Below are 21194 nucleotides of genomic sequence, written 5' to 3'. Positions count from 1 at the left end.
GAGACCGCAATGCAGGGACTGAAGCTCGGCGCGCGCCGCCGGTTTATTTTCGGTGGCGTGGCCGTCGCCGCCGGCGCGCTGGTGGTGGGCTGGGGCCTGATGCCGGCGCGCCAGCGCCTGAACGCCACGCATGCGCTGCCGCTGGACGGCGACGCGGTCGCGCTCAACGGCTGGGTGGCGATCGAGCCGGACGGCACGGTCAGCGTGGCCATGCCTCGCAGCGAAATGGGGCAGGGCGTGCATACCGCGCTGCCGATGCTGGTGGCCGAGGAGATGGACGTGCCGCTGTCGGCGGTGCGGCTGGTGCAGGCGACCACCGATAAAATCTACGGCAATATCGCCATGCTCAAGGATGGCCTGCCTTTCCATCCGGACGACGACGGCGGCTTGAAGGCGGCCGTCGGCTGGACCGTCGGCAAGGTGGCGCGCGAGCTGGGGCTGATCATCACCGGCGGCTCGTCCAGCGTGAAGGATGCGTGGCAGCCGATGCGCGAAGCCGGCGCCGCCGCGCGCGCCATGCTGGTGGCCGCAGCCGCCAGGCAGTGGAATGCACGTCCGCAGGATTGCCGCACCGAAGACGGGCAGGTGATCCATGCCGATGGACGCCGGCTGGCCTACGGCGCGCTGGCGGTGGCCGCCGCCACGGCCGCGCCGGGCGAGATTCGCCTGAAGGATCCGAAGGATTTCAAACTGATAGGCCGCGCCCAGCCGCGCCGCGATACGCCGTCCAAGGTGAACGGCGAGGCGGTGTTCGGCATCGACGTGCGCCCCGAGGGCATGGTGTACGCGGCGGTGCGCATGTCGCCGGTGATCGGCGGCGTGGTCGCCAGCGTCAAGCCGGAGGCGGTGCTGAAGATGCCGGGCGTGATGCAGGTGGTCGACTTTTCCAGCGCGCTGCCGCAGCAGACCGGCGCCGGCGCCGGCGTGGCGGTGGTGGCGAAGACGTATTGGCAGGCCAGGCAGGCCGCGCTGGCGCTGCCCGTGGAGTGGACCAGCGACGAGCGGGCCAAGCTGTCGAGCGCTGCCATCTTTGCGGAGTTCGCGGCCAGGCTGGATGCGGAATCGGGCCATGCCTATCACAAGGCCGGCGACATGGATGCGGTGGAAGGCAAGGCCGCCGGCGTCGTCAAGACCGTGACGGCAGAGTATCGCGCACCCTATCTGGCGCATGCGGCGATGGAGCCGGTCAACTGCACGGCCCAGTTCAAGGACGACAAGGTGTTCCTGTGGGCGCCCACACAGTCGCCTGGATTCGCGATGGAGGCGGCGGCCAAGGCCGGCGGCGTCGCGGCGGACAAGGTGGTGCTGGTGGTGACGATGCTGGGCGGCGGCTTCGGGCGCCGGCTGGATGTGGACATGGTGGCGCAGGTGGTGGCGGTGGCCAGGCGGGCCGGCGGCCTGCCGGTGCAGATGATCTGGTCGCGCGAGGACGATACCACGCACGACGTGTATCGCCCGGCGGCGCTGGCGCGCTTCAGCGCCAGCCTGGACGCGGCGGGCAAGGTGCTGGGCTACGACAACAAGTCGGCCAGCGGTTCGGTGTCGCACCAGTTCTTCAAGCGCAACCTGGGCTTGCCGCCCGGTGGGCCGGACAAGACCACGGCCGAAGGCGAATTCGATATGCAGTACGAGTTCCCGAACCAGCGCATCCGCCATGTGATCGTCGACAGCCCGGTGCCGCTGGGTTACTGGCGCTCGGTCGGGCATTCGCACAATGCGTTTTTCAAAGAGAGTTTCATCGACGAGCTGGCGCATGCGGCGGGCCAGGACGAGGTGGCGTTCCGCCGCGGCCTGTTGAAGCGGCACCCGCGCCATCTGGCGGTGTTGAATGCGGCGGTGGCCAGGGCCGGCGCCGCGCCGGCCGGCCGCGCGCACGGCGTGGCGCTGCACCAGTCGTTCGGCACCATCGTCGCGCAGGTGGCCGAGGTGTCGGTGGAGGGCACGGAGATCCGCGTGCACCGCGTGGTGTGCGCGGTCGATTGCGGCATCGCCGTCAATCCCAACATCATCGCGCAGCAGGTCGAGTCGGCGGTGGTGTTCGGGCTGTCGGCGGCCTTGTTTGGCGCGGTGACGATCAAGGATGGCAAGGTCGAGCAGAGCAACTTCCACGACTATCCGGTGGTACGCATCAACCAGGCGCCGGAGGTGGAGACCATCATCATGCCGAGCGCCGAACATCCCGAAGGCATGGGCGAACCGGCCACACCGCCGATCGCGCCGGCCGTGGCCAACGCGGTCTTCAAGCTGACCGGCAAGCGTTTGCGCAGTTTGCCGCTGACGCTGTGATGGAGTATCAGTGTCAAACTGTATTCACCCATTCATCTTTCGCAGTATAAACGGGTAAGCGTAAATCGGCTGTTTGCTATTTCTGTTACGCTGGTCGCCCGGTCTCTATCCATATCATAGCTGTCCAATAGCGCGATGAGGGAGGGGGCAGGATGGGCTTTGTCGGTCGAGCTGACCGGGAAAATAAAGTATTTATTTGTGGTTATCTGATGAATCGCGCTGTCGTCGAATGCCCTGACGCTACCGTGGTGAGGCACATTAAACACGGCGCACTGTTCAATCGCCAGATTGTAATGATCATAGAATTCTGCCCATATGCTTCCTGTTAGTTCAAGATCGCCTGTAAGCATCCAACCGTCAGTTTCGTACCCAAAATTGCCCGGAGAGCTCATCTCTACAGCGGGTTTGCTGAACAATTGATCGTGATGGTAGTACCGGTCAGACGAATCGCTTGTTACGGAAAACATCGTGAGTGAACTTAAGTTAGACGGGGAAACTCCGGATTCTCCATGCCCGTTTAAGACTTCTTCGTAAACAGCCTTTAATCTTCCAGCATTTTTATGAATTATCTCGGCCGGATTTGCCTTTACGCTGGCCAGAAATTCCTCGATGGTGGTATAGGGTGTGCCCGATTCATTCGAGAGTGCGGGGGCCGGTGTGGGAGCCTTGGCAGGCTTGCTACCCTTTGTCGTAGTTTTCTTGGGAGGCGTGGGGACTGCCGCACTGTTCGTCAATGCGTCGTTCAGTGCGACATCGATAGCGGTTCGAAGTTTCTCGCTCCGATGGTTATAAAACTTGAGCGTCACCACGTTGTGATCCTTGCTTCCTACGTAGATATTCGCGCTGTCGCTAATCGAGTAAACGCCACCCTGCCTGATCGCCTTGATGCCCATCATGCCAAGATTGTCCCCGGTCGGGCCTGGTCCGAGCATATCTTCCCGATAGTTATCGTTCGGCGGCACGTGCTGTACCATCACGAGGTCCAGCTTGCCGGAAAGTTTGACCAATTCAGCTGAAAAATCAAACACCTCTTTACTTTGAACGTAATGCGCCAAAGTAAGGAAGAACATATCGAGTTCTTCGAGGTAGGGTATGAAAACCCGCTTGACCTTCGCGGTGTCTAGCTGTGAAAAATGATCCTTGTCAAAATGCGAAATGACGCCGAAGTCAAAGTTGGTTTGCTCAAATTCCGCATCGATGAGTTTCTTGCCAACGGCCCCACCGCCGCAATCAAAGAAATATCTGAAGAATTTCTCTTTCATATTCAGGGTTCCCAAGTGGAATCCCCCGTGCCCCACAGGTAGCTGGCTGCGTTCAAATTTTCCAATAATTTTAGGTTTATATGGCATTGATCATTTTTCTTTAATTGATGTTGAAAAAACCATGAAGAGTGGCCGGGCAAATATTTACTGCGGGCTATACTCAGCCTTATGAGCAAGAATACCATTTTGCTTAAATGGAAAATCTCGCAGATTCCCACATTGCCGTTGGCATGACAATCGGATCTCCATGCGATCCGGCCGGGGCCACTTGCGCCGCACCGGTCAAGCAGACTAAGCTTAGGCCTGATTGATATTTCAGAATGACACCAACATGATTTTCCGCCAGCTTTTCGATCCCACTTCCTCCACCTACACCTACCTGCTGGGCGACAGCGGCGAGGCGCTGCTGATCGATCCGGTCTACGAGCAGGCGCCGCGCGATCTGGCGTTGCTGAAGGAGCTGGGACTGCGTCTGCTTGCCACGCTGGATACGCACGTCCACGCGGACCACGTGACGGCCGCCTGGCGCCTGCATCAAAGCTGCGGCAGCAGCATCGCGCTGGCGGAAGCGGCGGGCGCCGAGCTGGCGGATCGTCCGCTGCGCCACGGCGACCGCATCGCCTTCGGCAGCCGCCACCTGAACGTGCGCGCCACGCCCGGCCACACCAACGGCTGCCTGACCTACGTGCTGGACGACGAGAGCATGGCCTTCACCGGCGACAGCCTGCTGATACGCGGCTGCGGCCGCACCGACTTCCAGCAGGGCAGTGCGCAGCAGCTGTTCGTGTCGGTGCGCGAGCAGATCCTGACGCTGCCCGATGGCTGCCTGCTGTATCCGGCGCATGACTATCGCGGCATCACCGTCACCAGCGTGGCCGAGGAGCGCCGCTTCAATCCGCGCCTGGGCGGCGATGTGGACGTGGGCGACTTCACCGGGCATATGAATAATCTGCACCTGCCGCATCCCAAGCTGATCGCAGTGGCGGTGCCGGCAAATATGCGTTGCGGCCAGCCCGAGGGCAACGCGCCGGTGCCGGACGCGCCGTCCTGGGCGCCGCTGACGCTGCGTTTCAGCGGGGTGTGGGAAATCGAACCGATGGCGCTGCTGGAGCACCTGGGCCAGGTGCAGATCGTCGATGTGCGCGAGGCGCCGGAGTTCATCGACCAGCTGGGGCATCTGCAAGGCGCGCGGCTGGTGCCGCTGTCGCAGCTGATGGCGCGCGTGGATGAGCTGGACCGTGAGCGGCCGGTGGTCGCGGTGTGCCGCTCGGGCGTGCGCTCGGCGCAGGCCAGCGTGCTGCTGGCCAAGGCCGGCTTCAGCCAGGTCGCCAACCTGGCCGGCGGCATGCTGCGCTGGAAGCTGGAGGCGCTGCCGGTGGCGTCCGACAGCGTTTGATCAGTTAGCCTGCGCGTTGCGCATCAGCGTGCGCAGGTTGCAGTCGGCTTGCCAGCGGCGGCGCTCTTCGCTGTTGCGGGCCAGTTCGGCCAGTTCGGCGTCGCTCTGTTGGGACTGGGCCAGCACCAGGCGGTGCGCCAGGCCGGCGTCCGGCAGCATGGTGCCGAAGAAGGCCACCAGCTCGTGATGCTGGATCAGCAGCGTGGGGAAGTTCTCCACGTCGAGGTCGCCCACGATGTCGGCGTGGTCTTCGATGTCGATCCAGACGAAGAACTTGTCCGGGTGGCGCGACGCCACCTCGTCGAAGGTGGCGCGGTAGGCTTCGCAGGTGCCGCACCAGGCGGCGCACAGGCAGGCTACGATCCAGCGGTCGCCGGCCAGGGCGGCGGCGATTTCTGCGCGATTGTCGGAATTCAGGGTCAAACTGTGCATGGTGTTCATCGGTTGGTGGCGGCCTCTGCGCCTGTCGGCCGTATTCTACATCCCCGCGCGGGGTCGCGCCTGCCAGCCCGGCAGGTTAAAATACGGCATGCCTACTATTCTTGCCATTGAAACTTCCTCCGAACTCGCCTCCTGCGCCTTGCTGCGGGGCGAGGCGGTCATCAGTCGCGTGTCCTCGGGCGTGCGCACCCATTCGCAATCGGTGCTGCCGATGATACAGGAGCTGCTGGCCGAAGCCGGCATCGCGCTGAAGGACTGCGATGCGATTGCTTTCGGCTCGGGCCCCGGCTCGTTCACGGGCGTGCGCACCGCTTGCGGCATCGCACAGGGCCTGGCGTTCGGCGGCAATCTGCCGGTGGTGCCGGTGGTGACACTCGATGCGATGGCCCTGGCCTGCCATCAGCAGCACGGCGCCGGTGAGGTGCTGGCGGTGCTCGATGCGCGCATGGGCGAGGTCTATTGGGCCCAGTATCGCTTCGCGGACGGCGCGGCGCCGGAGACGGTGCTGCCGGCGGCGCTGTCGGCGCCCGAGGCCGTGCAGCCGCAGGGCGCGCCTGTCGCCTGCGGCAATGGCTTGTCGGCCTATGCGGCGGCGTTTGCCGTCGGCGGCCATGCCGAGGTGATGCCGCACGCCGAGCAGGTGGCGCAACTGGCGGCGCTGGCTTTCGCCGCCGGCCGGACGGTGACGGCGGCCGAGGCGCAGCCGCTGTATTTGCGTAACAAGATCGCCTACACCCAGGCCGAGCGTCGCGACATGGCGGCCGCCAAAGCCGCTGAAGGTGGCGCATGAAGCAAGTGTGGGATCTGGCGCGGCTGAACTATGAGCCGATGCGGCAAACCGATCTGCCCGAGGTGGTGGCGCTGGAGCAGAGCGTGTATCCGCATCCCTGGAGCATGGCCAATTTCGTCGATTCGTTGAGCAGCAATTACGAGGCTTGGGTGTTGCGCGATCAGGATGGCGGTCTGCTCGGTTATTTCCTGTTGATGGCGATCGTCGATGAGGCGCATTTGCTGAATGTGGCGGTGTCGGCCGAGCGGCAGGGGCAGGGGCTGGGACGGTTTTTGCTGAACCAGGCCGTCGCTTGCGCGCGCGGGCTGGGCATGGAGTCGGTGCTGCTGGAAGTGCGGCCATCGAATACGCGGGCGCTGGAGATTTATGAGCGCTACGGTTTTAAACATATCGGTCGACGCAAGGGCTACTATCCCGCCGCCGATCAGCAACGCGAGGACGCTATCGTTATGCGGTTCGGTATATGAGTCAGCGTAGTACGGTGTTCCTCGACGAGATGGGCGTGGGCGTGCAATGGAAGCTGCGCAATCCGGTATCAGGCGAACAGGTGGCCAGCCAGCCGCAGGCGGTTGATGCCCCGGTTGAGGCGGTTGCCGAGGCGGCGCCTGTGTTGGCGCCGCCCCCAACTCCCGCGCCGGCCCCCGTGGCCGCACCTGCGCCTACACCTGCGCCTGCACCTGCACCTGCACCTGCACCGATGGCCGCGATGCCGGAACCTGTCCCAGCGCCATCGCCCGCGCCGGAGCAGCCGTTCGCCGACGAGCCGGTCGTCGCGATGGACGACGACTCCACCGCCTGGTTCGACGAGGCCCCCGTGCCCGCACGCGCCGCGCCGGTCAGCGATGAGGCCATCGCCGCCATGGACTGGGCCGCGTTGAAGACCGCCGTTTCCACCTGCACCCGCTGCAGCCTGTGCGACACGCGCCGCAACGCCGTCAACGGCCGTGGCGCCGCCGACGCTGCGTGGATCGCCATCGCCGCCGCGCCGTCGCGCCTGGACGAAAAGGAAAACCAGGCCATCGCCGGCGAGGCCGGCCAACTGCTGGACAATATGCTGAAGGCCATCGCCCTCAAGCCGGAGACGGATGTCTACGTCACCAACCTGGTCAAATGCCGCCCGTCCAGCGACGACGGCGCCGACCGCGCGCCGACCGGCGAAGAGCTGCTGGCCTGTCGTCCGTTCCTGGACCGCGAGCTGTCGCTGACCGGCGCGGGCATGGCCATGACCTTCGGCCAGTACGCCGCCAAGGGCCTGATGATGGGCCCTGCCGCGCGCGGCAAGGTGATGCGCTACGGCGCTGCCGAACTGCCGGTGGTGGCGACCTATCATCCGGACGACCTGCTGCGCCGGCCGGAAGACAAGGCCAAGGCCTGGGGCGACCTGTGCCTCGCCAAGGCTGCCCGTGACTAGCCAGCCGCCGCCCGCGCCGCAGGACAGCTATCAAATCCGCTTCGAGCGGCGCTGGGGGCACCTGACCCGTCCGCACGTACGCGCGCTGGCCTGGCTGCTGGACGCGCCCGATCTGCTGGACCCGGCCTCGCCGCACTGGCACGGCCGCATCGCCACCCTTGGCGCGATGTCCCAGCAAACCGCCGACTGGCTGGCCGCGCTTGAACAAGACCCGGTCCCGCTCGACGCCGCACTGGGCGCGCGCCACTACTCGCGCCTGGGCCTGTACGCCGAAAAGCTGATGGCCTTTTATTTCTCCGAACACGGCAAGCTGGTGGCCCACGGCCTGCAAGTGCGCGCCAACCGCAACGACACGGTCGGCGAGTTCGACTTCCTGCTGCGCGACGGCGACGACCTGGTCCACCTGGAGTTCGCCACCAAGTTCTACCTGCTCGACGCGGCCGAAGCGGGCGCCGACTTCAACGGCCTGATCGGCCCCAACCTGGCCGACACGCTGGGCGCCAAGATGCGCAAGATCTTCGACAAGCAGCTATCCCTGGCCGCCCATCCGGCGGCGCAGCCCTTGCTGCCGCAGCCGGTGGCGCGGGCGCAGGCGCTGGTCAAGGGCTGGCTGTTCTATCCGGGCGGCGAGGAGGAGGCGATGCCGGGCATCTCGCAGCCGCATTGCAGCGGCTTCTGGATGCCCTTGCAGCAAGCCGCCACGCTGCAGGGCGAGTACTACGCCATCATGCCGCGCCTGCACTGGCTGGCGCCGCTGAAGACGCCGCTGGACGCAGTCGCGATGAACCACGCGGAACTGCTGGCCGCGCTGCACGATCACATGGCGCAGGCAGCCGCGCCGGTGATGGTGGCGGTGCTGCGTCGGGACGGGGAATGGCTGGTGGAGCAGCGCCGCGGCTTCGTGGTGCCCGACGACTGGCGCGCGCAAGCCGCGCAGCGCCGTCAGGACGGCGCGCTGCCGGCTTGACGATTAGTGCTTGGCTTCGCCGATCAGCGCGACCGAATCGAACTCGCGCTGGTTGGCGGCATGCTTGCGCATGATGAAGAACATGGTGCCGGCCAGGAACAGGCCGAACAGCACGATGATGACGTCCAGGTTCAGGTGGCCGCGCAGCATCAGCGAGTACATCGCCAGCATGGTCAGGATGGACAGGTTCTCGTTGAAGTTCTGCACCGCGATCGAGTGGCCGGCGCTCATCAGCACGTGGCCGCGGTGTTGCAGCAGCGCGTTCATCGGCACCAGGAAGAAGCCGCCCAGCAGGCCGACCAGGATCAGCAGCGGATAGGCCAGCGTTACCGATTTCACGAAGATCATGCCCATGACGATGACGCCCATGGCGATGCCCATCGGGATCACATTCAGCGATTTGCGCAGCGAAATGAAGCGCGCCGACAGCACCGCGCCCAAGGCGACGCCGATGGCGACCACGCCCACCAGGCTGGTCGACTGTTCGTAGGTCAGCTTGAGGGTGCGGTTGGCCCACTCCAGCACGATGAATTGCAGCGTCTGCGCGGCGCCCCAGAACAGCGTGGTGACGGCCAGCGAGATCTGGCCCAGCTTGTCTTTCCACAGCAGGCCGTAGCAGTTGGCGAAGTCGGTGATCAGCTTGATCGGATTGCGTTCCTGGTGGCCGTAGACGCAGCCGGTGTCCGGGATGCGGGTGTTGAACAGCGCCGCCAGCATATAGATGAAGACCACCACGCACAGTGCCGCCTCGGGCGCGGTGTCGATGCCGGTGTCGATCATCGGCACGTCAAAGCCCAGCAGGAAGGAGGAGACTTGGTTGCCCACCAGCTTGCCACCCAGGACGGTGCCAAAAATGATCGACATCACGGTCAAGCCTTCGACCCAGCCATTGGCTGCAACAAGTTTCTCTGCGGGAAGTAATTCGGTGAGGATGCCGTATTTGGCAGGGGAGTAGACGGCGGCGCCGAAGCCGACCAGGGCGTAGGCCAGCAGTGGGTGGACGTGGGCGAAGATCAGCAGGCAACCCGCAACCTTGATCAGGTTGGAGATGAACATGACCTTGCCTTTGGGCATGGAATCGGCAAAAGCGCCGACAAATGCCGCCAACAGCACGTAAAACAGCGTAAACGAGAGCTTCAGCAGCGGGGTAATCCACGCTGGGGACTTCATCGTCACCAGCAGGTCGATCGCAACAAAGAGCAGCGCATTATCCGCCAACGACGAAAAGAATTGCGCTGCCATAATGGTATAGAAACCACGATTCATACTGGGGTGCCTGAAAACTTATCTGGCTTGCTTTATACCATGCTTTGTTCGTATCCCCAAGAATTGAGCCGTGCGGATATGCCGCTACACGGTAAAATACGGCCTTCTATTTATTCCGCAAAGAATGCTTATGCCCCGGCCGATCGTCGCAACCATCCACGTTGATTCCATGAAGCATAACCTGGCCCGCGCCAAGGCCAATGCGCCGGGCGCCAAGGCCTGGGGCGTCCTCAAGGCGAACGGCTACGGCCACGGCCTGGAGAGGGCGATGCGCGGCTTCGCCGACGCCGACGGCCTGGCGCTGGTGGAGGTCGACAACGCCGTGCGCCTGCGCGAGATGGGCTGGAACAAGCCCATCCTGTTATTAGAGGGATACTTCGATCCGGCCGATCTGGAGACCATGGCCGACTACGGCTTGCAGGCTGCCGTGCATTGCAACGAGCAACTGGAATGGCTGGAGGCGGCGCAGGCGGACCTGAGCGCGCGCGGCGTCCGATTTGATCTGCATCTTAAAATGAACAGCGGCATGAACCGTCTTGGCTTCATGCCGGACGCCTACGCCGCCGCGCATGCGCGCCTGAGCGCCATCTCCTGCGTCGGCAGCATCACCATGATCACCCACTTCGCCAACGCCGACGATGCCGAGCATCCGCTGCTGCCGATCGCCGAACAGGTGCGCCGCTTCGAGCTGGGCACGGCCGGTCTGGCCGGCAGCCGCAGCCTGTCGAATTCGGCGGGCGTGCTGATGCACCAGAAAACCTTGCGCAACGACTGGATACGTCCGGGCATCATGCTGTACGGCGGCTCGCCGGGCGGCGCTACGGCGGAATCGTTCGGCCTGGAGCCCTGCATGACCTTGAGCAGCGAGATCATCGGCATCCAGAACATCGTGGCCGGCGACGTGGTCGGCTACGGCAGCCGCTTCCAGGCCGAGGGGCCGATGCGCATCGGCGTGGTGGCCTGCGGCTATGCGGACGGCTACCCGCGCAGCGCGCCGATGGGTACGCCGGCGCTGGTCGACGGCGTCCGCACCCAGCTGGTGGGCCGGGTGTCGATGGATATGCTGACCGTGGACCTGACCGACCTGCCGTCGGCGCGGGTGGGCAGCAAGGTGACGCTGTGGGGGCAGGGCATGCCTGTCGACGAGGTGGCGACGGCCGCCGGCACCATCGGCTATGAGCTGATGTGCGCGCTGGCCCAGCGCGTGCCTGTGGTTGAAGGCTGATCGGATGGCCAAGGCAAAAACCAATTACACCTGCAGCGAGTGCGGCGGCACGGCCACCAAGTGGACCGGCCAGTGTTCGTCCTGCCAGCAGTGGAACACGATGGTGGAGACCGTCATCGAGGCGGGCGGCAACAACCGCTATTCGCAGCCGCAGCACTTGTCGCTGGCGCAGACGGCGCCGGTGCTGTCGCTGGCCGATATCGACGCCATCGACGTGCCGCGCTTCGGCACCGGCATCGAGGAGTTCGACCGCGTGCTGGGCGGCGGCCTGGTGGCGGGCGGCGTGGTGCTGATCGGCGGCGATCCCGGCATCGGCAAGTCGACCTTGCTGTTGCAGGCGCTGGCCAATGTGTCGCATCTGAAGCGGGTGCTGTATGTCAGCGGCGAGGAGTCCGGCGCGCAGATCGCGCTGCGCGCCAAGCGCCTGAACATCGATGCCCGCGACCTGAAGTTGCAGGCCGAGATACAGCTGGAGAAAATCCTCGGCACGCTGGCGGACCTGAAGCCGGAAGTGGCGGTCATCGATTCGATCCAAACTGTTTATTCAGATGCCTTGAGCTCGGCGCCGGGTTCGGTGGCGCAGGTGCGCGAGTGCGCGGCGCAGCTGACGCGGGTGGCCAAGCAGACCGGCATCACCATCATCCTGGTCGGCCACGTGACGAAGGAGGGCGCGCTGGCCGGTCCCCGTGTGCTGGAGCACATCGTCGATACGGTGCTGTACTTCGAGGGCGACAACCATTCCAGCTTCCGTTTGGTGCGCGCTATCAAGAACCGTTTCGGCGCGGTCAACGAGCTGGGCGTGTTCGCGATGACGGAGAAGGGCTTGAAGGGCGTGTCGAATCCGTCGGCGCTGTTCCTGTCGCAGCACGACAACCAGGTGCCCGGTTCCTGCGTGATGGTGACGCAGGAGGGCACGCGTCCCTTGCTGGTCGAAATCCAGGCGCTGGTCGACGCCAGCCACCTGCCTAACGCGCGCCGCTTGTCGGTGGGTTTGGAGCAGAATCGCCTGGCGATGTTGTTGGCGGTGTTGCACCGCCATGCCGGCATCGCGGCCTTCGACCAGGACGTGTTCATCAACGCGGTGGGCGGGGTGAAGATCACCGAGCCGGCGGCCGATCTGGCGGTGCTGCTGGCGATTAATTCGTCGATGCGCAGCAAGCCGCTGCCGCGCGGCTTCGTGGTGTTCGGCGAGGTGGGGCTGGCGGGCGAGATCCGGCCGGCGCCGCGCGGGCAGGAGCGTCTGCGCGAGGCGGCCAAGCTGGGCTTCTCGATGGCGATGATCCCGAGCGCCAATGCGCCCAAGCAGCCGATCGAGGGAATGACGATCATCGCTGTCGATCGTATCGACGATGCCTTTAATAAGCTGCGCGAAATCCAATAACGTTGTATTGTTATGTGCTGTAATCGTCAATGCTGCTAATTGGTAAAGCTTGCTTGCTAAAGAATACGTACAAAGGACAGGATAGTGTTAGTTGATCAAAGGTCGGTAGCGCGCAAGATCGTGCGCGCCAAGGCGGTGGTGATTATGGACGGCATGCCGCCGCTGCAGGGACGCACGATCGATATCAGTGCGCAGGGCTTGTCGCTCAATTTCGAGCACAAGCTGGGCACGGGGCATATGGGGCAGCTGTCGTTCGAGCTGTTCATCGATGGCAAGGCGCAGCTGCTGACTTGCCGTTCCAAGGTGACGTATTGCATCTTCAGTGGCGATCATTTCAAGATCGGCTACCAGTTCCTCAATCTGGACTCCATCACTTCCAGCGCGATCACTAAGTTCCTGCGCTAGGCCCCACGTAGCGGGCCCTGGGGCGGATCAGGCGGTTGGCCTGCACTTGTTCGAGTGCGTGCGCCAGCCAGCCTACACAGCGGCCCAGTGCGAACAGGATGAACGGTGCGTCGTCCGGCAGTTCGTGGGCGGCGGCCAGCAGGGTCAGCGCAAAATCAATGTTCGGCAATTCCCCCGCCTGCGCTTCGGCTTCGGCGGCGAGGTTGGTGTGCGGTTGTAATTTCGGCAGTAAATCCAGCAGGGCGCGGGCGCGCGGGTCGCCTTCGGCATACAGTTTGTGGCCGAAGCCGGGCAGCGGCCGGCCGCTGCTCAGCCATGCCTGGACCGCGGGGCCGGCGCCGTGCTGCCTGGCCGAGGCGACCAGTTGGGCGAATTCGGCGGAGGCGCCGCCGTGCAACGGGCCGGTCAGCGTGGTGAAGCCGGCCAGCACCCCGGCCGCCAGCGAGGCCCCGGTCGAGACGGCCACGCGGGTGGCGAAGGTCGATGCGTTCAGTTCGTGGTCGGCCATCAGCACCAGGGCGCGGCGCAGCAGGTCTTCGGCGGCGGGGCGTTGCCAGGCGAGTGCGAGGCGGCGGCTGATGGTGGCGGTCGACGGGGCTGACGTGATGGCCTGGCGCGCGCCCGTGTTGGCGCGTTTGCCGTCGGTCGGCGCGGCCCCGCCGCTGTTGTCGGCCGGCGTCGGGACTGCCGTCATGGCTGCCGTGAGCGTTGCAAGAACGCCGGCGGCCTCGGCACGCAGCTCGGCGGCCGGGCGGCCCAGCGAAGGGGCGTCGGTGGCGCTGCGCAGCGCGAGGGCCAGCAGACCGGCGCCCAACGCGCTGGCGGGGCGCGTGATGGCGGCCGACGCGGAGGCGGTGGCGATGCTTGCCGCTGCTGCCGTTGCCGCCAGCACCTGGCCGCGATCGGCTTGCCACAGCAGGTCGGCGATGTCTTCCAGTGTGGCGGTCGCGGACAGCGTGACGGCGTCGAGGCCGCGATAGAGCAGACGGCCGTCGGCGGCGGTGGAGAGGGCGGACGGCAGCACCGGGTCGCCCCATTGCATCGCTTGTGCGGAGACCGTTTCTATCTTGCGTCGGCCGTTGCTGCGCCTGGCCATGCGCAGGATGTCGTCGCGGTGGTAGAGGCTGCGGCGCGGATCGTCGGCGTCGGACTTGGCGCGGATCTTCCCCCGGCTGACGTTGGCATACAGCGTCTGCGGGCGGACATTCAATACATGCAGCGCTTCCGCCGCTGTCATCCAGACCATCTCGGATTCCTATGTTGACGCTTCAAGTCAAGATTGACGCCCCCGGTGGGCGGTCCTAAGCTGGGACAGCATATCAATTCCTGGAGCGCTCATGTCTAAAATGTTGGAAGCTATTTCGTCCGCGCTGTCCCTGCCTGCGCCGGAGTGCGTGACCCTGGCCGGCGAGGGCGCGCTGCCGTCGTGCTACGCGGTGACGGACCTGGCGGCGGCCTCGGTCGGCGCGGCGGCGCTGGCCGTGCGGCAGCTGATCGCGGCGCAGGGCGGGCCGGCGGCGGAGGTCGTGGTCGACCGCAGGCTGGCGTCGCTGTGGTTCGGCTGGTCGCTGCATCCGGTGGGTTGGGAGCGGCCGCCGTTGTGGGATCCGGTGGCCGGCGATTATCCGACGGCGGACGGCTGGATACGCTTGCACACCAACGCCCGCCATCATCGCGATGCGGCGCTGGCGGTGCTGGAGGCACCGGTGGAGCGCGCTGTAGTGGCGCGGGCGGTTGCGGCCTGGCGCGGCGCCGAGCTGGAGGCGGCGGTGGTGGCGCAAGGCGGTTGCGCGGCGGTGATGCGGTCCGGCGCGGAATGGGCGGCGCACGAGCAGGGGCGGGCGGTGGCGGCCGAGCCGCTGGTGGCGCTGGCCGGGCAGGCCGGCAGCTTCAACGGGGGCTGGGCGGCGACGCCGTCGCGGCCGCTGGCGGGGCTGAAGGTGCTGGACCTGACACGGGTGCTGGCCGGGCCGGTGGCGACGCGGTTTCTGGCGGGGTATGGCGCGGACGTATTGCGCATCGATGCGCCGGACTGGAGCGAGCCGGGCGTGATACCGGAAGTGACCTTGGGCAAGCGCTGCGCGCGGCTGGACTTGCGGCTGCCGCAGGATCGCGCCGTGTTCGAGGCCTTGCTGGGGCAGGCGGATGTGCTGGTCCATGGATATCGTCCGGAGGCGCTGGAGCGACTGGGTTTTGGCGAGCAGGTGCGGCGGCGCTTGAATCCGGGGCTGGTCGATGTGGCGCTGGACGCCTACGGCTGGACCGGGCCGCTGAGCGGGCGTCGCGGCTTCGACAGTCTGGTGCAGATGAGTGCGGGGATAGCGCAGCGCGGCATGCAGTGGCAGGGCGCGGCGCAGCCGGTGCCCTTGCCGGTGCAGGCGCTGGACCATGCGACCGGGTATCTGGTGGCGGCGGCGGCGGTGCGCGGATTGCTGTATCGGTTGGAGGAAGGGCGGGCGACGCAGGCGCGCTTGTCGCTGGCGCGCACGGCGCTGCTGTTGGAGCAGATGTCGCCGCCGCTGGGCGCTGCACCCGAGCCCGCCCTGGCTGCCTTCGGCGATGCGGATCTGGCGCCGGGGCTGGAGCAGACGGCCTGGGGGCCGGCGCGGCGCCTTGCGCCGCCGGTACGCATTGAGGGGGCGGCCATGGCCTGGGACAGGCCGGCCAGCGAGCTGGGTTCAGCGCCGCCGCGCTGGTAGCGGATTGGAGGGCAAACAGCCCTCTGTTCCCGGCTTTGAGGTTTCCGCCAGTATTGCATAATGGCTAACCAACCCAAGGCGGATCGGATCATGGCGACTTCCAGCATTAATTCCAGCGGCAATACCGGCAGTTCGACGGTGTCGAACGATATCTACAACCGCGTCCAGCAGACCATGGCGTCGCAGAACAAGGCGGCGACCAAGCTCAATACGACGCTGAAGAACGACCAGACCAAGCTGTCGGCGCTGGGCCAGCTGCAAAGCGCGCTGGCGAACTTCCAGTCGGTCGCGGCCGGCCTGACGGGTAGCGGCTTGAGCACCAGCGCCGCGACCTCGGTCAAGAACGTGCTGACCGTCGCCCCCACCGGCACCGCCAAGGCCGGCACCTATGCGGTCAACGTCAAGCAGCTGGCCCAGGGGCAGTTCCTGACCAGCGACGCCTTCGCGGCCGCCGACTCCAAGATCGGTTCGGGCGCCACCACCACCGTCAAGATCGACTTCGGCACCGTCGGCGAGGACAAGGGCTTCAAGGCCAACCCGGGCGCGGCCAGCAAATCCATCACCATCGACAGCAGCAACAACACGCTGGACGGCATCGCCGCCGCGTTCAAGGCGGCCGGCGTCGACGTCAAGGTGGTCAAGGGTGAGGACGGCAAGTTTTCGCTGGCGATCGCCGGCCCCAGCGGCGCGGCCAACAGCCTGCGCATCAGCGCCAGCGGCGATGCGGTGCTGAAAAGCCTGCTCGGCTACGACCCGGCCGGCAGCCAGAAAATGAAGCAGACCAGCGCCGCCATGGACGCCATCCTGACCGTCGACGGCAAGGATGTCACCAGCGCCAGCAACACGCTGGACAAGGACAAGGGCATCGCCGGCATGACGCTGACGCTGACCGGCACCGGCAAGACCGACGTCACCGTCAAGCAAGACCCCAGCCAGGTCGGCACCAACCTGAAGGCCTTCGTCGGCGCCTACAATGATTTGAACAAGAAGCTGCAAGCCTTGCAGAAGGGCGACCTGAAGTCGGACACGGCGATGGGCCAAGTGACCAGCCAGCTGAACCTGCTGCTGAAGACGGGCGGCGGCACAGTGTCGATCGCGGCGCTGAACGCGGCCGGCATCAGCCAGGACCGCGACGGCCAGCTGGTGCTGGACGATAAGAAGCTGCAGGCGGCGCTGGCCGCCGATTCGGCGTCGGTGGGCAAGCTGTTCACCAACGACGGCAAGGGGATTGCCGATCTGCTATCGTCGAAGGCGGCGGCGCTGACCTCGGACAGCGGGACCATCAGCAAGGAGGCCAGCCTGCTGGGCCGCGAGATCACCAGCATCAACGGCCGGCGCGCGGTGATGACCAAGGCGCTGACGGCCCAGGCCACGGCGCTGGTGGCGCTGTACACGGCCCAGGCCCAGACCGGCGCCGGCAGCGCGATCAACGGCGCGGGCGGCAAGTCGGGCACGCTGTTCGATATGCTGGGTTGACGTTTCAGACGGATATTTCTAACGAATTCCTTGCGTCGGAACTGGCTATGCCCGATCATCACGGCTTGTGATTGATTCCACTCGGAGGGGCTATGGCAGGGAAGTTCGTTGGTACGATGCTGGTGGCGGCTGGCCTGATGGCCGGCGCAGGGCAGGTCGCGGCGCAGGCGCAGGAGGAGAAAGTCCTCAATATCTACAACTGGTCGGATTACATCGCCGACGATACGGTGAAGAACTTTGAAAAAGAAACCGGTATCAAGGTCCGCTACGATCTGTTCGACAACAACGAAATCCTCAATTCCAAGCTGGCCGCCGGCAAGTCGGGCTACGACATCGTGGTGCCGACTGCGCAATGGGCGCGCCTGCAAATCGACGGCAAGCTGCTGCGCAAGCTCGATAAATCCAAGCTCAGCAACCTGAAAAACATGGATCCGGCGATCCAGGCCAAGCTGGCCAGCATCGATCCGAACAATGAATACCTCGTAGACTGGCTGTGGGGTTACACCACCGTCGGCATCAACGTCAACAAGGTCAAGGCCGCGCTGGGCGGCATGCCGATGCCGGACAATGCCTGGGACCTGATCTTCAATCCGAAGTACGCCTCCAAGCTGAAGTCCTGCGGCGTGTCCTTCCTCGATTCGCCGTCCGAGGTGCTGCCGGCCGCGCTGCTGTACCTGGGCAAGCCAGCCTACTCGAAGAACGCCGCCGACTACGCCGAGGCGGGCAAGCTGCTGCAAGCCATCCGCCCCAACGTGACGCTGTTCAGCTCGTCGGGCTATATCAACGACATGGCCAACGGCGCGGTGTGCGTGGCGCTGGGCTGGTCGGGCGACATCAGCATCGCCCGCCAGCGCGCCATCGATGCCAAGAACGGCAATGTGATCGAGGTGCTGGTGCCGAAGACCGCGGCCGCGCTGGTGTTCGATACGATGGCGATCCCGGCCGATGCGCCGCATCCGAACAACGCCCATCTGTGGATCAACTACATCATGCGCCCGGAAGTGCACGCCAGCCTGACCAACAAGGTGTTCTACGCCAACCCGAACACGGCCAGCCTGAAGTTCGTGCGCAAGGATATCGCCGCCAACCATACGGTGTTTTTGTCCGACGCCGACAAGCAACGCATGGCCGCGCCGGAAGCGGTGCCGGCCGATATCCGCCGCAATATCACGCGCATCTACACCAAGTTCAAGACCGGCCTGTAAACGATGATCGGCGCGAGAGGCGGGTCCGGTCCGGACACGCCGCTGGCGCCGATGCTGCTTCAGTGAAGCGATGGCTATTCGTGATAGCGGTCGATCAATTTGTGTTTGCTGCCGCGTGTTTCCTCGATGATTTCGTACACGACCAAGGCGATCATCCCTCCGAAGATCCCCATTGCGAGCAAGGTGAACATGATTACCCCTCCCTCAAGTTGTTACGATTAAACTTTAGCAGACGGTTGCCGCTTTGCAAGCTCTACGGCGACTTATTTAACGACGAGGTCGGCTGCCATCACCGCTTTGAGGTAGACGCTGGCCGGATTGCCGGGGTCGCGCTGGGCGAACCACCAGGCGCTGGCCTTGCGGATGTCCCATTCGAAGTCGTCGCCGGTTAGCAACAGCGCCGCCACCTGGCCCAGCGTCGGCTGGTGGCCGACCACCAGCACCGAATCCTTGTTGCCCGGCCAGTTGGCGGCCTTGAGGATGTCGGACGGGTCGGCGCCGGGCGCCAGGTCGGTGTGCATCTTGTACTTGCGGCCCAGCGCTTCCACCGTCTGCAGCGTGCGCACGGCCGGGCTGGCCAGGATGCGGCAGCTGTCGGGCAGCTGGGAGTCCAGCCATTGGCCCATGCGGCGGGCCTGCTTCTGGCCCTTGACCGTCAGCGCCCGCTCCAGATCGGACATGCCGGGCCCGGCGTCTTCGGCCTCGGCATGCCGCCATAAAATGAGATCCATGTTTTTCTCCTGAGCGACATGTGAAAAAAGATCCCCGCGCCACCTCCCGGCGGCGCCTGCTTTGCCTACTCCCCGAGCTGGGCGCCCGCCATGCCCAGCGTGTCCATCAGGTGCTGCTGCGCGCTGTAGTGGGGCTGCTTGCCGCGCGCCTTGCGGCGCTGGTAGTGGCCGTCCGCCTCCAGCTCCCATGCGTTCATATTATCCTTTAAATACGGATTCAGGCCTTCGGCCAGCACGCGCCGCTTGAGCGCCTTGTCCAGGATGGGGAAGGCGACTTCGATGCGGCGGAACAGGTTGCGGCTCATCCAGTCGGCGCTGGCCAGCATGATGTCGTGCGCCAGGTCGTTACGGAAATAGTAGATGCGGCTGTGTTCCAGGAAGCGGCCGATGATGGAGCGCACCTTGATGTTTTCCGACAGGCCGGGCACGCCGGGCTTGAGCGTGCAGGCGCCGCGCACGATCAGGTCGATCTTGACGCCATCCTTGGAGGCGGCGTACAGCGCGCGTATCACCGATTCGTCTACCAGTGCATTTATTTTAACAATAATCCGGCCCGGCCGTCCGGCGCGGGCGATGCGCGCCTCATTGCGGATGGCCTTGATGATCTCGTTCTGCAGCGCGAACGGCGCCAGCCACAAATGGGTCAGGCGGTGCGGCTTGGTCAGGCTGGTCAGGTGGATGAACACTTCGTTCACTTCCTGGCTGATGCCGGGGTGGCTGGTCAGCAGGCCGAAGTCGGTATAGAACTTGGTGGTGGTCGGGTGGTAGTTGCCGGTGCCGAGGTGGGCGTAGAAGCGCAGCTTGCTGTCTTCGCGGCGTATCACCAGCGCCACCTTGGCGTGCGTCTTCAGGCCGACCACGCCGTACACCACCTGGGCGCCGGCCTGTTCCAGCTTGTCGGCCCAGTTGATGTTGGCTTCCTCGTCGAAGCGCGCCTTCAGTTCGACGATGACGGTCACTTCCTTGCCGGACTGGGCGGCAAGGATCAGCGATTCCATCAGGTCCGAGTTCATGCCGGTGCGGTAGATGGTTTGCTTGATCGCCACCACGGCCGGGTCGAGCGCGGCGCTGCGGATGAAGTCGATCACCGTCTGGAACGATTGGAACGGGTGGTGCAGCAGGATGTCGCCGTCGCGCAGGGCGGCGAAGATGTCCGGGCTGCCGGGCTTTTGCGCGATGCCGGGGAAGAAGGGCGGGAAGCGCAGCGCCGGGTTGCTGACGTGGTCCATGATCTCGGTCAGGCGCACCAGGTTGACCGGGCCGTTGACGGCGTACAGCCGGCTCTGGTGCAGGCCGAACTGGTCGAGCAGGAATTGCGACAGCTCCGGCGGGCAGTTCTTGGCCACCTCCAGCCGCACCGAGGTGCCGAACTGGCGGCCTTGCAGCTCGCCCTTGAGCGCCTGGCGCAGGTTCTTGACCTCATCCTCGTCCACCCACAGGTCGGAGTCGCGGGTGACGCGGAACTGCGAATAGGCGATCACTTCGCGGCCGGCGAACAGGTCGGAGATGTGGGCGTGGATGATGGAGGACAGCAGGCAGAACGAGACGCCGCCGCTCTTCGACAGATGGTCCGGCAGGCGGATCACGCGCGGCAGCACGCGCGGCGCTTTCACAATCGCGATGGCGGTGCCGCGGCCGAAGGCGTCCTTGCCGGACAGCGAGACGATGAAATTGAGGCTCTTGTTAACCACTTGCGGGAAAGGGTGGGCCGGGTCCAGGCCGATCGGCGTCAGCAGCGGCCGTACTTCGGTGTCGAAGTATTCCTTGACCCAGGCGCGCTGCGCTTCGTTGCGCTCGTTGTGGCGCACCAGGTGCACGCCGTTGGCGGCCAGCTGGGGCAGCACTTCCTGGTTGAGGATTTCATACTGGTGGGCGACCAGCGCGTGGCACTCATTGCTGATGCGCGACAGCGTGGCGACCAGGGCAGGGTGGTTGGACAGCGAACCTTCGACGCTGCCGGCCGCCAGCAGGCTGGCCACGCGCACTTCGAAGAACTCATCCAGGTTGCTGCTGGCGATGCACAGGTAGCGCAGCCGCTCTAATAAAGGGATGCTCTTGTCTTCGGCCTGCGCGAGCACGCGCCGGTTGAACATCAGTTGCGACAGTTCCCGGTCCAGAAACGCGGAGTTCTTGTTTACTTCAGCATGCAAGTCAGGCTTCATGTCTTTTTGTTCACTTTGCAGGTAAGCTCATTCTATCCTGTATCGCGGAAGAATGATGCAACAGTGTAAATAAGAAATATGACAGCTGCGT

At 64.9% G+C, this 21194-nt stretch carries 18 protein-coding genes; 12 read left to right on the top strand and 6 right to left on the bottom strand.

The genetic code is table 11. The features are described 5' to 3' along the window. Positions 1-9 precede the first annotated feature (9 nt). The gene (locus DUGA2_RS12010; RefSeq protein WP_070269495.1) at positions 10-2286 is read left to right on the top strand and encodes a molybdopterin cofactor-binding domain-containing protein; all 2277 of its coding nucleotides are present in this window, start codon (positions 10-12) and stop codon (positions 2284-2286) included. Between the two features lie 32 nt (positions 2287-2318). Here the strand turns inward: DUGA2_RS12010 and DUGA2_RS12005 are convergent, their stop codons facing one another. Then, positions 2319-3548: a hypothetical protein gene (locus DUGA2_RS12005; RefSeq protein ID WP_070269494.1), complete on the bottom strand. Its 1230-nt coding sequence runs from the start codon at positions 3546-3548 to the stop codon at positions 2319-2321. Positions 3549-3879: 331 nt separating this feature from the next. Here DUGA2_RS12005 and DUGA2_RS12000 point away from each other — a divergent pair, with 331 nt between their 5' ends. Next, positions 3880-4944: a rhodanese-like domain-containing protein gene (locus tag DUGA2_RS12000; RefSeq protein WP_070269672.1), complete on the top strand. Its 1065-nt coding sequence runs from the start codon at positions 3880-3882 to the stop codon at positions 4942-4944. Here the strand turns inward: DUGA2_RS12000 and DUGA2_RS11995 are convergent, their stop codons facing one another. Continuing rightward, the gene (locus DUGA2_RS11995; protein ID WP_070269671.1) at positions 4945-5376 is read right to left on the bottom strand and encodes a thioredoxin family protein; all 432 of its coding nucleotides are present in this window, start codon (positions 5374-5376) and stop codon (positions 4945-4947) included. Between the two features lie 97 nt (positions 5377-5473). Between DUGA2_RS11995 and tsaB the strand changes: the two genes are divergently transcribed. Genes tsaB through DUGA2_RS11975 form a run of 4 tightly spaced genes read left to right on the top strand, consistent with a single transcriptional unit; the run spans position 5474 to position 8553 of the window. Next, positions 5474-6175 (top strand): tRNA (adenosine(37)-N6)-threonylcarbamoyltransferase complex dimerization subunit type 1 TsaB, encoded by a 702-nt coding sequence (gene tsaB / locus DUGA2_RS11990; RefSeq protein WP_070269493.1) that lies wholly within the window; start codon positions 5474-5476, stop codon positions 6173-6175. Beyond that, the gene (rimI, locus tag DUGA2_RS11985) at positions 6172-6642 is read left to right on the top strand and encodes a ribosomal protein S18-alanine N-acetyltransferase (RefSeq protein WP_008447270.1); all 471 of its coding nucleotides are present in this window, start codon (positions 6172-6174) and stop codon (positions 6640-6642) included. The genes tsaB and rimI overlap by 4 nt, the downstream gene beginning before the upstream one ends. After that, on the top strand, positions 6639-7586 hold the full coding sequence (locus DUGA2_RS11980) for a uracil-DNA glycosylase (RefSeq protein WP_070269492.1): 948 nt from the start codon (positions 6639-6641) through the stop codon (positions 7584-7586). Before rimI ends, DUGA2_RS11980 begins: the two co-directional genes overlap by 4 nt. Beyond that, positions 7579-8553, top strand: a complete 975-nt coding sequence (locus tag DUGA2_RS11975) for a DUF1853 family protein (protein ID WP_070269491.1) — start codon at positions 7579-7581, stop codon at positions 8551-8553. Before DUGA2_RS11980 ends, DUGA2_RS11975 begins: the two co-directional genes overlap by 8 nt. A 3-nt stretch (positions 8554-8556) precedes the next feature. On the opposite strand, the gene lplT is transcribed toward DUGA2_RS11975, so the two are convergent. Next, positions 8557-9819, bottom strand: coding sequence for a lysophospholipid transporter LplT (gene lplT, locus DUGA2_RS11970; RefSeq protein WP_070269490.1), 1263 nt, complete (start codon positions 9817-9819; stop codon positions 8557-8559). Between the two features lie 130 nt (positions 9820-9949). Between lplT and alr the strand changes: the two genes are divergently transcribed. From alr to DUGA2_RS11955, 3 genes are all read left to right on the top strand, one after another. Continuing rightward, positions 9950-11044 carry an alanine racemase gene (alr, locus tag DUGA2_RS11965; protein ID WP_070269489.1) on the top strand — a complete coding sequence of 365 codons (1095 nt, stop codon included), beginning with the start codon at positions 9950-9952 and terminating at the stop codon, positions 11042-11044. Positions 11045-11048: 4 nt separating this feature from the next. After that, positions 11049-12425 carry a DNA repair protein RadA gene (radA, locus tag DUGA2_RS11960; RefSeq protein ID WP_008447280.1) on the top strand — a complete coding sequence of 459 codons (1377 nt, stop codon included), beginning with the start codon at positions 11049-11051 and terminating at the stop codon, positions 12423-12425. A gap of 84 nt (positions 12426-12509) precedes the next feature. Beyond that, positions 12510-12830, top strand: a complete 321-nt coding sequence (locus DUGA2_RS11955) for a PilZ domain-containing protein (RefSeq protein ID WP_083296294.1) — start codon at positions 12510-12512, stop codon at positions 12828-12830. On the opposite strand, the gene DUGA2_RS11950 is transcribed toward DUGA2_RS11955, so the two are convergent. Continuing rightward, positions 12814-14076, bottom strand: a complete 1263-nt coding sequence (locus DUGA2_RS11950; protein ID WP_070269488.1) for a citrate synthase family protein — start codon at positions 14074-14076, stop codon at positions 12814-12816. The genes DUGA2_RS11955 and DUGA2_RS11950 overlap by 17 nt on opposite strands. A 100-nt stretch (positions 14077-14176) precedes the next feature. Here DUGA2_RS11950 and DUGA2_RS11945 point away from each other — a divergent pair, with 100 nt between their 5' ends. The 3 genes from DUGA2_RS11945 (at position 14177) to DUGA2_RS11935 (ending at position 18210) form a co-directional block, all read left to right on the top strand. Then, the gene (locus tag DUGA2_RS11945) at positions 14177-15529 is read left to right on the top strand and encodes a CoA transferase (RefSeq protein ID WP_373994833.1); all 1353 of its coding nucleotides are present in this window, start codon (positions 14177-14179) and stop codon (positions 15527-15529) included. 90 nt (positions 15530-15619) lie between these two features. After that, on the top strand, positions 15620-17005 hold the full coding sequence (gene fliD, locus DUGA2_RS11940) for a flagellar filament capping protein FliD (RefSeq protein WP_070269486.1): 1386 nt from the start codon (positions 15620-15622) through the stop codon (positions 17003-17005). Between the two features lie 92 nt (positions 17006-17097). Continuing rightward, entirely contained in the window at positions 17098-18210 is a 1113-nt protein-coding gene (locus DUGA2_RS11935) for a polyamine ABC transporter substrate-binding protein (RefSeq protein ID WP_070269485.1), read from the top strand. A 263-nt stretch (positions 18211-18473) separates the two neighbouring features. On the opposite strand, the gene sixA is transcribed toward DUGA2_RS11935, so the two are convergent. Both sixA and ppk1 read right to left on the bottom strand, forming a co-directional pair. Next, positions 18474-18941 carry a phosphohistidine phosphatase SixA gene (sixA, locus tag DUGA2_RS11930; protein ID WP_070269484.1) on the bottom strand — a complete coding sequence of 156 codons (468 nt, stop codon included), beginning with the start codon at positions 18939-18941 and terminating at the stop codon, positions 18474-18476. 65 nt (positions 18942-19006) lie between these two features. Beyond that, entirely contained in the window at positions 19007-21103 is a 2097-nt protein-coding gene (gene ppk1 / locus DUGA2_RS11925) for a polyphosphate kinase 1 (protein ID WP_070269483.1), read from the bottom strand. Positions 21104-21194: the final 91 nt, after the last annotated feature.

Source organism: Duganella sp. HH101 (genome assembly GCF_001758795.1).
GTDB classification, from domain to species: Bacteria; Pseudomonadota; Gammaproteobacteria; order Burkholderiales; family Burkholderiaceae_D; genus Rugamonas; species Rugamonas rivuli.
This window is presented reverse-complemented; position numbering and strand designations above follow the sequence as displayed.